12 protein-coding genes are annotated in these 13,126 nt (G+C 62.1%); 2 read left to right on the top strand and 10 right to left on the bottom strand.

Features of this window, described 5'->3' with window-relative positions; genetic code table 11:
* Positions 1–48 precede the first annotated feature (48 nt).
* The 4 genes from ldcA to KHO23_RS07200 all read right to left on the bottom strand — a co-directional run bounded on the left by ldcA (position 49) and on the right by KHO23_RS07200 (position 3,332).
* Positions 49–975 carry a muramoyltetrapeptide carboxypeptidase gene (ldcA, locus tag KHO23_RS07215; RefSeq protein WP_211610321.1) on the bottom strand — a complete coding sequence of 309 codons (927 nt, stop codon included), beginning with the start codon at positions 973–975 and terminating at the stop codon, positions 49–51.
* A gap of 30 nt (positions 976–1,005) precedes the next feature.
* Positions 1,006–1,770 (bottom strand): tRNA adenosine(34) deaminase TadA, encoded by a 765-nt coding sequence (gene tadA / locus KHO23_RS07210; RefSeq protein ID WP_407946036.1) that lies wholly within the window; start codon positions 1,768–1,770, stop codon positions 1,006–1,008.
* Positions 1,767–2,168 (bottom strand): DnaJ family domain-containing protein, encoded by a 402-nt coding sequence (locus KHO23_RS07205; RefSeq protein ID WP_211610320.1) that lies wholly within the window; start codon positions 2,166–2,168, stop codon positions 1,767–1,769. The genes tadA and KHO23_RS07205 overlap by 4 nt, the downstream gene beginning before the upstream one ends.
* A gap of 564 nt (positions 2,169–2,732) precedes the next feature.
* A complete protein-coding gene (locus KHO23_RS07200) occupies positions 2,733–3,332 on the bottom strand; it encodes a 2'-5' RNA ligase family protein (RefSeq protein WP_211610319.1) in 600 nt (199 codons plus the stop codon).
* A 425-nt stretch (positions 3,333–3,757) separates the two neighbouring features.
* Here KHO23_RS07200 and speB point away from each other — a divergent pair, with 425 nt between their 5' ends.
* Both speB and KHO23_RS07190 read left to right on the top strand, forming a co-directional pair.
* The gene (speB, locus tag KHO23_RS07195) at positions 3,758–4,729 is read left to right on the top strand and encodes an agmatinase (RefSeq protein WP_211610318.1); all 972 of its coding nucleotides are present in this window, start codon (positions 3,758–3,760) and stop codon (positions 4,727–4,729) included.
* Positions 4,730–4,850: 121 nt separating this feature from the next.
* Positions 4,851–5,723, top strand: a complete 873-nt coding sequence (locus KHO23_RS07190; protein ID WP_211610317.1) for a helix-turn-helix transcriptional regulator — start codon at positions 4,851–4,853, stop codon at positions 5,721–5,723.
* A gap of 143 nt (positions 5,724–5,866) precedes the next feature.
* On the opposite strand, the gene KHO23_RS07185 is transcribed toward KHO23_RS07190, so the two are convergent.
* From KHO23_RS07185 to KHO23_RS07160, 6 genes are all read right to left on the bottom strand, one after another.
* Entirely contained in the window at positions 5,867–7,009 is a 1,143-nt protein-coding gene (locus tag KHO23_RS07185; protein ID WP_211610316.1) for a porin, read from the bottom strand.
* Positions 7,010–7,236: 227 nt separating this feature from the next.
* Entirely contained in the window at positions 7,237–8,625 is a 1,389-nt protein-coding gene (locus KHO23_RS07180) for an aspartate aminotransferase family protein (RefSeq protein ID WP_211610315.1), read from the bottom strand.
* 24 nt (positions 8,626–8,649) lie between these two features.
* On the bottom strand, positions 8,650–10,086 hold the full coding sequence (locus KHO23_RS07175; protein WP_211610314.1) for an amidase: 1,437 nt from the start codon (positions 10,084–10,086) through the stop codon (positions 8,650–8,652).
* A 183-nt stretch (positions 10,087–10,269) separates the two neighbouring features.
* Positions 10,270–11,310 carry an extracellular solute-binding protein gene (locus tag KHO23_RS07170; protein WP_211610313.1) on the bottom strand — a complete coding sequence of 347 codons (1,041 nt, stop codon included), beginning with the start codon at positions 11,308–11,310 and terminating at the stop codon, positions 10,270–10,272.
* A gap of 49 nt (positions 11,311–11,359) precedes the next feature.
* Positions 11,360–12,175 carry an ABC transporter permease gene (locus KHO23_RS07165; RefSeq protein ID WP_211610312.1) on the bottom strand — a complete coding sequence of 272 codons (816 nt, stop codon included), beginning with the start codon at positions 12,173–12,175 and terminating at the stop codon, positions 11,360–11,362.
* The gene (locus KHO23_RS07160) at positions 12,172–13,125 is read right to left on the bottom strand and encodes an ABC transporter permease (protein ID WP_211610311.1); all 954 of its coding nucleotides are present in this window, start codon (positions 13,123–13,125) and stop codon (positions 12,172–12,174) included. The genes KHO23_RS07165 and KHO23_RS07160 overlap by 4 nt, the downstream gene beginning before the upstream one ends.
* Between the last annotated feature and the right edge of the window lies 1 nt (position 13,126).

Genomic DNA, 13,126 nt, shown 5'->3' with positions numbered 1-13,126 from the left:
GGCAAAAAGAAAGCGGGCGATCGCCCGCTTCGCTGCTCCCGTGACTTCTCAGGCGAAGTGGGGATAGCCCGATAAGGTCAGCTTGAATCCGTGCGCGCTAGAGACAAGGTGCGCATCCGCTCCGACCGGCAGCGTCAGCATGTTGGGAATATGGCCGAATTGCAGCCCGGTGACGACCGGAATCCCGATCACCGACCTCACCTGCTCGATGACCGCGTTCAGGTCGTAGCCGTTGTCGTAATCGTACTGTTTGCCGCCGGAGAAATCGCCGAGCACAAGTGCCTGCTGCTGCGCGAGGATGCCCGACAGGTGCAACTGATAAAGCATCCGCTCAAGCCGGAACGGCTGCTCGTTGACATCTTCGACGAACAGAATGCCGCCCTGCACCGGCGGCATGTACGGCGTGCCGATCAGCGATGTCACCACCGCCAGATTGCCGCCCCACAACATGCCGGTCACGTCGGCAGTTTGCGCTTGCGGCACGTTGCTCGTCACCGTCATGGTCGGCCTCGTCAGTGCGGACCAGAAGTGCTGCATGGTGAATTCGCTCAGATCTTCCGCGCCGAAGTCGCTCATCAACATCGGACCGCCGAAGGTTTTCACACCGGCGCGCGCCAGCAGAGCGAGCTGCACCGCCGTGAAATCGCTATGCCCAACCAGCGCGACCGGCTGATCGGTGAGCCGCCGTTGCAGGCCTTCGTAGTCGAGCCCGTGCAGGATGCGCGCCGCGCCGTAGCCGCCACGCACGGCCAGAACAATGTCGGGCAGCTTACGCGAAGGGTCGGCCAGCCGGTTCAGATCGGCGGCACGCTCGCCGTCGGTACCGGCGAAGCGCTGGTAGCGGCGCCTTGTCACGTCCACACCCTCGACGCGATGCCCCTGCGCATGCAAGCGGTGCAACGCGCGATGCAGCACCTCGGAATCATGCGGATACCCGGACGGCGCGATCAACTCAATGGTGCGATGAACGGTCATTGGCAAGACCTGTTGGATGATGTTGTTGTTTTAGAGCGGCTCGGCCGACCCCGGTTCGCTGTGTGTTTCGACGCGCGCATCGGCGGGAACTTCGCCCCGTGCCGCCGCGCGTGCTTCGCGGCTTGCACGCCGCCTCTCGGCAAAGAACGATTTGAGCGCGGCCCCGCATTCGGTTTCGAGCACGCCGCCGGTCACCGTGGTGTGGTGATTCAGTTGCGGATTAGCGAAAGCGTCGACGACACTGCCGCACGCTCCGGTTTTCGGATCGCGCGCCCCGAACACGACGCGCGCGATGCGCGCGTGCATGATCGCGCCCGCGCACATCAGGCAAGGTTCCAGCGTCACATAGAGTTCGCAGCCCGGCAGACGGTAGTTTTCGACAGCCTGGGCGGCTGCGCGCAATGCGATCATTTCCGCATGTGCCGACGGGTCGTGAGCACCGATCGGATGGTTAAACCCTTTGGCGATGACTTCGTCACCCCGCACGAGCACCGCGCCAACCGGCACTTCGCCGGCTGCGCGAGCCTCTTCGGCGGCGGCCTGGGCGAGCGCCATGAAACGGCGGTCGCGCTCCGTGACAGGCGCCGCGGGCGATTCTTCTGGCGTGAGGGTGTCAATCGACGTAGTGACGGCAGTTACCGAAGCCGAATCACTCGCCGCGGGTGCGGGAGTGCCGGGATCAGCGGAACCAACGGAGCCGGCCTGAGCAGCCGGCAATGTCGCTGTTTCTGCCGATTCGCGGTACTCGACCGACGCCGAATCGGGCGTGGCGGAGCGGACAAGCGGCTCGCTCACTGCGAACCCGCATCGGCCATATTGAGGTTGCCGACGCGTTCCGACAGCCGCTCAGCAATGCGGCGGCAGTATTCGCGCGGCAGGACCAGCGGGCCGCCGCGCAGCGATTCAAGCGCCATATCCAGCGCCAGCAAGCGCGCCTGGAGACGGCAGCGGGTGGACCGGTCGCTCACGGCATTCAACTCCGCTTGCAGGTCGCGCAAGGCGCGCAGCTGCTCGACAGCCGGCGGCACGAAACCCGCATTTTTCAAAATCCGGTTGGCGACACGCACTTCCTCCGGGACCAGGGCATCGTCCTCCAGAAGCAGCGGCGTACCCGCGCCCGGTAAATCGTCGAACTCACCGCGCGCGGCTGCGGCGGCAATACGCTGTTCGACTAACGCATCAAGCAATTTCATCTGCAGTCCACTACGTTGCGGCCCAAGCATTCTATCAGGGAGCGCGCGACGGTTCTGGCTGTCTCACCGACGAATCCCCCTGGTTTTCAGATTTTGCGTATTTGAGGGGCGTATGGCGTGAATTAGGGTGGAGCGTTGCCGGCACCGGCCGGCAACGCCGCTTCATGCCCGCAAAGAAACTTACGAATATCTTTCGATGCGCACTGCAACAGCGGCCTCTCGCACCTGCCTCATTCGTGGAGTTCATTACGCTATGCAATTCAGAATCGCCGACCACCGCCTCGACTCCGCCCGGCAAACTTGCGCCGCACGCTTCGATCCACACGTGACTGCATCGACCGCGCGGCTTCGAAAGCGCGCACTCAGGCGATGCCTGCGCACAACGTTGGCGGCCGTTGCGATCTCCGCCGCGCTATCAGGCTGCGGCGTGTTCTGCGGAGGTGCAGGCGGAAGCGGCGGCGGATTTGCCGGCGGTTGCGCGACCGGCATGCGGTTCTAGTCCGGCACGCCTCAACACCTTGGCTTCACGACGGCCGACGCGAGCCGGTACGCGAGCCAGTACATTCAAGCAGCCGCCAATGTCCATCGCGCCAGAACGACATGCCGGGTCCGGCCAAGCAGACTGTGCACCAAAGCAAACTCCCGCACGTTCCAACTGACGGCTTCGACAGAACGTGTGGCGACCCACGGCATGCCATACGCGAGGGTCACGTGCGGGGTGTACACGGTATTCGAGGCGCCCGCGCGATCCCCAAATCCAGCGTCTTGCAGCGCCAATCCGAGTGCGTCGTGAAGCGCGTGGAGTCCACCGACACCCTCACCTCCACCCAATACCAATGGCCCCGGCCGCGGCTTCAGCGCAAAACTGAGCGCACTGTCGAACTCGACGCTAAAAGGCTCCATCCTGATCGACGCGGCTGCGTTCAAGGCCCGATCCACCCGCGCCGGCGGCAAACCGCCCGCGAAATTCCCGAGGTGAAGCAACGTGACGTGCATACGGTTGGCCGCAAGAGGCTTGCTCTTCGAGCGCGTCTCCCCGCAGAGGTGTTGCGCGAGCTTCGAAATGTTCGCCGCCGTACGGGTATCCGGAAAGACGGCGAAGAACAGGCCATCTGTCGGTACAGGTGGCGCCTCGAGTCCGGGCAGCCAGAGTTGCTCAGGCATGGCGCGCCTGAATGGGTGAAGCCGGCATGGGAATGAATCTCCGTTCAATGGTGTGCACTTGCCAGCGCCTCTGGAAAGAGCAGTCAGTTGGTTGCGGGCGCGGAGCGCAGGACGGCTTGCGCTCACTGCCCGCCCGCACACGCAACACTGTACATTCATACAGTATTTGCAGCAACCTGGAAGGGCCCAATTACTGAGACCACCGGCCAACGCCAGCGCGTTCGAGAAGATCGTCACCGTAGTTTTCCGGGCGCCGGCGCGATTCACACTATCTCAGCCGGAACGGCGCCAGCAGCCAACCCGCCGCGCGTTGAATATTCTTCCGGCTGTCCCCTCCTTGCATGGCAGACCGCGGTCGCACGATTGCATAAGGTGTGCGTGTTTCGCCCAATCGGCCACCACATCCAATCAAGGGGACTTTCAGTATGGATACCACCGACACCGTATTCGGCGACGGCGCCATTCACCGGCAATCATTGTATGGATCGTCGCGTGAAAACACCTACGCGGGCGTACTGTCCTTCATGCGGCGCAAATACACTCGCGATCTGGCCGGCGTCGATCTGGCGATAACAGGCGTACCGCTCGACATCGCCACGACCTTTCGCCCAGGCGCGCGACTGGGACCGCGCGCGATGCGCGCCGCCAGCGCCCAGCTCGGAACCTTGTTGCCCTACCCTTGGGGCGTCAACCCGTTCAACGACTATGCCGTCGTCGACTACGGTGACTGCTGGCTCGATGTGCACAATCCACAGACGATCAGACAAACCATTGTGAAGCACGCCCAGACCATCCTGAACGCAGGCTCGCGCATGCTGACATTGGGCGGCGATCACTACATCACCTATCCGCTGCTGGTCGCCCATGCGCAGAAATACGGACGCCCGTTGTCGCTGATCCACTTCGATGCCCATTGCGACACGTGGCCCGACGATCAGCCCGACAGCCTGAACCACGGCACAATGTTCTACAAGGCGGTCAAAGAAGGACTTATCGATCCGCTGCATTCCGTTCAAATCGGCATTCGTACATGGAACGATGACTTCATGAAGTTCAACATCGTCGATGCGCCGTCGGTCCATGAACACGGGACGTCGGCGGTACTCGATAAGATCAGGGCTGTGGTCGGCACGCGGCCTGCGTACCTGACATTCGACGTGGACTGCCTGGACCCAGCCTATGCCCCCGGAACGGGTACGCCCGTGCCAGGCGGGCTATCGACCGCGCAGGCGCTGGCGATCGTCCGCGGCCTCGGCAGCATCGACCTGGTTGGCGCGGACGTTGTCGAAGTGGCGCCGGCTTACGATCACGCCGATATCACGGCGCTCGCCGGCGCCCATATTGCGGCCGACCTGGTTTGCCTGTTCCGTCAATGTGCACGACAGCGCGGTCAATAGCCTATTTCCCACTGTAGGGGATTAGCCCCATGACCGGGCTCGCGGCGGGCCGGTCGCAGCATGCATTGCCCATGCATCGCGCGTATCATCGGGACCAGCGCCCCCGCACGCCAACGACCGAATGGCGGATCGACGTGTGACGGATCGCGGCGCTCACCTTCTCGCGATCATGATCCTTCTCGCTGAATCACCGGGCCCGGCCTTCGTCGCAGGCCACACCGCGTTCGAAACACTGGGCCCTGTCATCGAACACGTGGGGACACCCGCTTTTGTCGCGGCACTGGGTCAATTCACTCGCCGCTTCGCCGCGTTCGATTCGCTCCACGTCCTCAGGTTGACGCCACAGCACGGCACCTCGGGCAAGCCCCGGGCCGAGTGGTTCGGCAGTCACGTGGACGTCTGCGAGCAGGACCATCAGCGGGACATCATGAGGCTCTATATGCACCGATTTGCCGAGCGCGATCCGGTCATGACCCGTGTGCCTGCACCCGATTCAGTCGAAGTGATTCAGCGTTCGGCGGCCGGCACGAACGACCGCGAACTGTGCGAGGCCATTTTTGAGCCGAGGCAGTTTCGCGAAGAGTGCGTCCTGCTGAAAACCGTGTCGGGCGCGCACTATTCCATTTCGTTGAGCCGGTCGCGCCGCATGCCGTCCTTTTCGTTGAGTGAGATGGCGCGTATCCGGTTGCTGGGCGACGTCCTTCTTCCGCTAGCAGCGCTTCATGCGCAACAGGTCACGGGACCCGGTCCGTCACACCGGCATGCGGATGTGCCCGACCTGCTCACCGCGCGCCTCGCGCAGATTGGCGCGGCCCTGTCGGAACGCGAACGCGCGGTCTGCGCGGCCCTCGTGCGAGGCGACACCTACGCGGCCATCGCCGAAGCGATGGAGATCAGGAAATCCAGCGTTGAAACCTATGCACGGCGCGCGCTCGTCAAACTGGGCGTAAGCTCACGCCGCGATCTGCTGGCATGGCTGCATGAGACCGGCTGACACCACGGCACGGTTCGTGGTGAACAGCATGCGGTCATCCACTGCGACTCATGCACGATCGCGGCAGCCAAGCCGTTTGCAAGCTCGACGCCCGCGCGCCGATCTCACGAAATTCGGCCTTGCAACGCCCGGCCACCTGACAATCAGAACGTATGAACCATTGCAAGGCGGACAATCGCCTGCTTGTTCGACAGCGCCGGGGCAAAGCTATAGCCGATAACCGGATCGACACCGCTCGACGCCATCAACCCGTCCACCGCACCGTATAGGGTCGTCCGTTTCGACAACGCGTAGTCGAGCCCCAGAGACACCTCGTTCCAGTTGTGCGACTCGAACGTGGTGTGCTGATAACTGCCTGCCGCCGACCACGCAGGATTGATCTGCCAGGTACTGCCAACTTCGTAGACGCGCATGGTCGACGACTGCCCCTCCGTGACACCCGTTCCCTTGAGCTTCGTATCCGTAAAGTTGGCGAGCAACGCAACCGGGCCAATCTGATACTGTGCGCCGAGCCCGAGCGTGGCGAGCGATCTCAACGCGAACGAACCGTCGCCAAAGAGATCGGTTGCCACACCATTGGCGCCATGTGTGGCAACTGTCTGACCGAGGAAAGTCGACACGCCAATCGCACCATAGGGATCCAGCGAAGGCGTCGCGACGTAGGTATAGGCCCCCACCAGCTTCAGCGGCCCGTGCTCATACGACGCACCGACGCTCCAGCCGCTGCCGTCGTGGAAGTTCCCCGCCTGATTACTGAACGAATACATGCCGCCGAAGCTGAACCCACTGAAGTTCGGGCTCGTGTACTTGATGGCATTGTTCATCCGGTCTCCCCCTTCACGGTCGAAATCGCCCTGATGGATACCGTAACCACTTGCGTCCCAACCGCCCACATTGAACGGCGACAGGTAATCGTGCGTGAAGTCGTATTGCCTTCCCAGCGTCACCTTGCCGAAACCGCCGCTCAACCCGACATAAGCTTGCCGGCCGAATAGCGCACCGCCCTGGTTCAGCTTGCCGTTCAATACGCTGAAGCCGTTTTCGAGCTGAAAGATCGCGGCGAGGCCGCCACCCAGATCTTCCTTCCCCTTCAAACCCCAGCGGTTTGGAACCAGCACCCCATCGTCCATCTTGATGTTGTGGCTACCGCCGTCGTTCGTGACATAGGTCACGCCCGCATCGATGATCCCGTATAACGTGACGCTCGATTGCGCGGACGCGCTGAGCGGCGATGCCGCAATCACGCCGGCCAGCATTCCGAATCTGCAAACCTTTCCCGTATTCATTTTGTATACCTAAATATAATGATTGAACTGATCCGCGAACCTTCTGGAAAGCGGTCCACGTCCATGACTTATGCAGCAGACGTCCCCGCTTCCGATCTACTCCCCCCTAATACCCGAACATCGATCTGATTTCGAGAAACGCCTTGAAACCATAGCGTCTCCCGATATAGAAGCGCACTTGCCCGTTCATCCTTGCAACATGGCTGATTGATTGCGACCAATCCGGTTCATGCGGCCATCAAACCCTGCTGGCTGGCCCACGCATACGTGTCGTCCAACGCACGGCCGATACCGTCGAACATCTCGTCGAGTTCGGCGCGCGTGATGATAAGCGGCGGACACAGCGTCACGGTGTCGTTCAGGCCACGCGTGATCACACCATGCGCCAGCGCGCGCTTCGCCGCATAGCCGGCTACGCCTGCGGCAGGCGCAAACGCTTCGCGACGCGCCTTGTTCATTGATACTTCGAGACCGCCGAGCAAGCCGACGCCGCGCGCCTCGCCGATTAGCGGATGCTCGCCCAGGCGCTGCAGATGAGCGTGGAAGACAGGCATGAGTTCGCGCACGCGCGCAACGATGTCGAGATCTTCATAAATCCGCAGCGTTTCGAGCGCAACGGCTGCCGCCACCGGGTGGCCGGTGTAGGTGTAGCCATGACCAAAGGTGCCCACCTTCCGGCTCTGCTCCACCAATGCCCGATAGATCCGGTCGTTGATCATCAGCGCGGAGATCGGCTGATAGCCGGCGGACAGTTGCTTGGCTAGCGTGACCATGTCCGGCCGAAGGTCGTACGTCTGGCTGCCGAACATATTACCGGTGCGGGCAAACGCGCAAATCACCTCGTCGGCGATGAACAGCACGTCGTATTTCTTCAGCACCTTTTGCACTTTTTCGAAGTAGGTGCGCGGCGGGACGATCACGCCCGCCGACCCCATCACCGGTTCCGCGAAGAATGCGCCGACTTCATCCGGGCCTTCTTTCAGGATCAGTTGTTCCAGCGCGTCGGCACAGCGCGTCGCGTAATCTTCTTCGCTTTCGCCCGGTTGCGCCGAGCGATAGAAATGCGGGCAGTCCGCATGCACGATGCGCTCAATCGGCAGATCGAATTCGCGGTGCGCATAGGGCAGTCCCGTCAGACTCGCGGCAGCAACCGTGACACCGTGATACGCCTTCTGGCGCGAGATGATCTTTTTCTTGCGCGGCTTGCCCACTGCGTTGTGATAGTACCAAACGAGCTTGATCGCCGTATCGTTCGCCTCGGATCCAGAGTTGGCGAAGAACACTTTCGACATCGGCACGGGCGCCATTGAAATCAGCTTTTCCGCGAGTTCGATGCCAACGTCCGTCGATTTCTGGCCGAACGCGTGATAGAACGGCAGCTTGCGCATCTGGCGATCCGCTGCATCGGCAAGACGCCCTTCGCTGAAACCCAACGACGCGCAGAACAGACCCGACAGGCTCTCCAGATAGCGATTGCCCGCTTCGTCGTACACGTAGCAGCCATCGCCGCGTGTGATGACGAGGGGCCCTTCCTGCTCGTGCACAGCGAGATTCGTGTAGGGATGCAAATAATGCGCCACGTCGCGTGCCTGGTTCGTGCCGGATTGGAATGTCATGTCTTGCTCCTGTAGGGTTGAAAGTCAGGCGGGCGCACGCACGAGCAGGTCCAGTTCCCGCTCGCTAGTGGCCCACGTGCCGATGATCGATTCGATCGCAGCCGCGATCGACAACAAGACGGCCTCGCCGCGAGCGCGGCCGACAATCTGAATGCCGACCGGTAAGCCGTCGCGCGTCATGCCGCAGGGAATCGAGATCACAGGAAGTCCGAGCAGTGTCAGTCCGTATGTGATCGCGAGCCAGTCGATATAGGTATTGAACTGTCGGCCCGCTGCGTTCGTCACGTACTTCTGCTCGACAGGAAAGGCCGGAACGATCGAAGCCGGGCAGATCACCACGTCGTACGTCTCGAGTAACTCCGTCATACCGTGGGACAGTTCGCCACGCGTGCGCCGCGCAGCGGCGATCGACGGACCGTCGAGCGACAGTCCGTACTCGATGTTGCCAATGACGTTTGGGTTCAGCAGTTCACGATGCTTTGCGAGCGCGTCGGCATGGTTCGTCACGTACAGCACGCCACGCAGCACATGAAATGCCTTCGTGCCAGCCGACAGATCGATGCGTGGCTGCTCGATGCCAATGCCCTCCCCGGCAAGCCGGTCCATTACCGAATCGCAGATCGCGCGAATGTCCACCTCGGGCTCGGCGATGCCGAGTCCGGCGCTATACGCGACACGCGCCGGTATCCGCGGGCGCCGCGCGTGATCGAGAAAAGTGGTGGCCGGCGCGGACATCGACAACGGCGCGTGACGCTCGAGGCCACACATCGCGTCGAGTAGCAACGCAGTGTCGGCCACATTGCGCGCCATCGGTCCCTGGACCGACAGCGTGTCGAACGGATCGCGCGCAGGACCGCTTGCCACGCGTCCTGGCGTCGGCCGCAGGCCTACCACACCGCAGAACGCCGCCGGTGTACGCAGCGAGCCGGCAAGATCAGAGCCGTGCGCGACCCACGCCGTGCCGGATGCGAGCGCTGCCGCCGCGCCGCCGGACGATCCGCCGGCGGAACGCGACAACTTCCACGGATTGCGCGTCAGCCCCAGCACGTCGTTATACGTATGACCGCCCGCACCGAATTCCGGCGAGTTGGATTTTGCGTAGACAATGCCACCGCTCGCTTCGATACGCGCAGGCGTCACGTCCGTCGTGCCCGGCACGAAGTCCTCGTACACCCGCGACCCGTACGTCGTACGCACCCCTTCGACAGCGGAGAGATCCTTGATTGGCACCGGCAACCCGCATAACACCCCGCGCTCGGCGACCGGCTTGCGCAGCAGTGCCGCCGCATGCTCATGCGCGCGCTCCCAGCACAGCGTCGGCAACGCGTTGACGTGCGGCTCGACACGCTCCACCTGCGCGGCCAGCGTGTCGAGCAGGTCGTGCGGACTGACGGCCTCGCGACGCAGCAGATCGACCACCTCGCAGGCGGATCGATTGATAAGGGTGGAATCGACGCTCATAGTTGATCACTTGCTCCATAAAATTCGCAAGGAAACGGATGTGCCGCTAATGGACGCCGCTCCTTGCGGACCGCATGCATGTTTGCGAGCAGCGCGCGATAACGCGGAAATGCGGATAACGCGATAACGCGATAACGCGCGCGCAGCCAACGCCATGCCGTGTTGTTGTAAAAGCCCGATGTCTTACTTGAGGAGGTCCGTCCAGACCCGGTCGTGCAAGCGGATCGCCGCCACCGAACAGGCTTGCTGCTCAAAGACCAGTTTTGTGCCGGCAGGCGGACTCATTGCCGGCGCACCCTTCACGTCGTTGGCCACGTACGCATCCGAGCCATCGATCGCGTTCTGGTATTTCAGGAAATTGGTATTCATGGCCGCTGCCTTCGGTGTCAGCAGAAACGCGATGAATTTTTTCGCGTTCTCGAGATCAGGTGCCCCCTTTGGCACGACCACATTGTCAACCCAGGCGACCGAGCCTTCCTTGGGGTACGCATAGCGGATCGAACGCCTGAGATCGGTCGCGCGCTGCGCCGTGCCGCTCCAGATCGCTGACATGGCAATTTCACCGGAAACCATCGATTCCCTGATCGCTCCGGCCTTCGAACTGTATGTCTTCACGAACGGCTTCTGCTGCTTGAGCACGTCCAGCACTTTCTGCATCTGCTTCGGATCTTCGCTGCAGAACGGCACACCGACATAGAGCGCCGCCAGCGCGATGGCATCATTGGCGGAATCAAACATATTGAGCTTCCCGCGCAACTGCGCCGGCGGATCGAACAGCACCTTCCAGCTATTGATGTCGCCGTTGTACGCACCCGTGTCGACCGCGAAGTTCATCGTGCCCCATACATAGGGAACCGAATAGTCGCCGCTTGGATCCCATTGGGGTTTGCGAAAGCGCGCGTCGATATTGTTGTAGCCCGGAATGCTGGTTGCATCGATCTTCTGGATCAGACCTTCGCGCACCAGCACCGGAACCATCTCCTGACCGCTCACGGCGATGTCGTACCCTGCCCCGCCCTGCTTGAGCTTGGCAAGCAGGGTCTCCGCGGAATCGTAGTTGTCAATGTTGACCTTGATGCCGGTCTGCTGCTGGAACTGGGCAATCAGGTCCGGCGCGACATAGCCGGACCAGGTGTACAGGTTCAGGGTACCCGCAGCATGGGCAACCATGGCCGGCGCAACGCAGGCGAGAACGACGCCGGTGGTGCTCAGGAATTTCTTCATGACCTCTCCGTTGGGTGTGATGTTTTGATATTTAACGTGTTGATATGGACTACGAATGCTTGCGGCCGCCCTTGCCGATCATGTGAGCGGCCACGACCAATGCCACCGAAACCGCGAGAATGATGGTCGATGCAGCGTTGACGTCGGGTGTGACACCCATGCGCATCAGACTGAAAATAAAGATCGGCAAGGTCGTTGAACCGGCCTGCGCGACGAGCACTGAAATGATGAAGTTATCGAGCGAGACCACGAAGGCGAGCATCAGGCCCGACACGATGCCCGGCATCAACAGCGGCAGCGTCACATAGCGCAACGTGGCCCATTCGCGTGCATAGAGATCCATCGCAGCCTGTTCGAGCCGGGTGTCCATCCCTTGAAGACGCGCGCGGATCGGCAGGTACGCAAACGGAATGCAGAACACCGTGTGCGCGATAATCAGGTTGCCCGCGCCGAGCGAGAGTCCGATCGCGCTAAAGAATCCCAATGTCGCCACGCCGACCACGATCTCAGGCAGGACCAGCGGCAGCATGATGAGCCGCTCGGACATCGCGGTGGTGCGCGTGCGCTGCCGGCGCGCGATGGCGAGCGCGGCCATCGTCGCGAGCACCGTCGAGAGTGACGCCGCTGTCAGCGCGATCACGAGGCTGTTCTGGGCCGCATCGCGCAACGCCGCATTCTGGAACACCACCGCATACCATTGCAGGCTGAACGACTTCCAGACTGTGGCCGACGAGCTGCCGTTGAACGACAGGACCACGAGCGCGACGATCGGTGCATACAGGTACAGGTAAAACGCCCCGGTAATCGCGCCGAAGCCGCGGAAATGATTGGCGCTGAATACGGCTGGCCGTCGAAGGAAACTCATTGCGGCCTCCGTGCACGGGATGCGGAAAGACTGGATCGGATCAGCGTAATCAGCGCGGCAGCGGTGGCGATAGCGATCAGCAGCACAACGGCGAACACCGAGCCGAACGGCCAGTCGCGCGCCTCGGTGAACTGCCGGTAGATGAGATTGCCGAGCATCAGCTTCTTGCCGCCGCCTAGCAGTTCGGGGGCGATCATCGCGCCGAGGCAGGGAATGAACGTCAGCATGCAGCCCGCGACGATGCCCGGCGCCGCCGCCGGCAACACGACGCGCAGCAGCGCCTGGGCTTTCGACGCGTACAGGTCGTGCGCGGCCTCGATCAGGCGAATATCCATCTTCTCGACGCTCGAGTAGATCGGCAGCACCATGAACGGCGCGTACGTATAGACCAGGCCCACCAACACCGCGCCATCGGTGTAGAGCATGGTTATCGGATGGTGGATGATCCCGAGCGCCTGCAGCACGCCGTTGACTACGCCCGTATCGCGCAGCAGCAGGATCCACGCATAGGTGCGCACCAGCAGGTTGGTCCAGAACGGGATGGTGATCCACAGGATCAGCCGGTTACGCCGGGCAGCGGGCTGCAACGCGATATACACCGCGACCGGAAAGCCGACCAGCATGGTGATCAGCGTCGTCATGCCGGCTACCGATATCGAACGCAAGGCGATCATCAGATACGCGTCGGTGAAGGTCAGGCTATCGTCGAGATTGCGCTCGAACAGCAACTGCACGTACGCGTCGAGGCTGAACTTGTGCAGCACGCCGCCGTAGCCATTCGCCTCCATGAACGAATAAGCGACCACAAGCAGCAGCGGCGCGACGAGAAACAGCGCGATGATCAGCGGTGCCGGCAACAAGCTGGCGAGTTGCAAACGCCGTTCACGGCGCTCCAGCGGGCCGGGTTCGGCGCGCAACGGGATCGATTGGGGAAGGTCTGGCTGCAGCATC

Origin of the sequence: Paraburkholderia haematera (assembly GCF_905220975.1) — a bacterium.
GTDB classification, from domain to species: Bacteria; Pseudomonadota; Gammaproteobacteria; order Burkholderiales; family Burkholderiaceae; genus Paraburkholderia; species Paraburkholderia haematera.
Note: the sequence above shows the minus strand (reverse complement) of the source record. Positions and strands in the feature narration are given on the sequence as shown.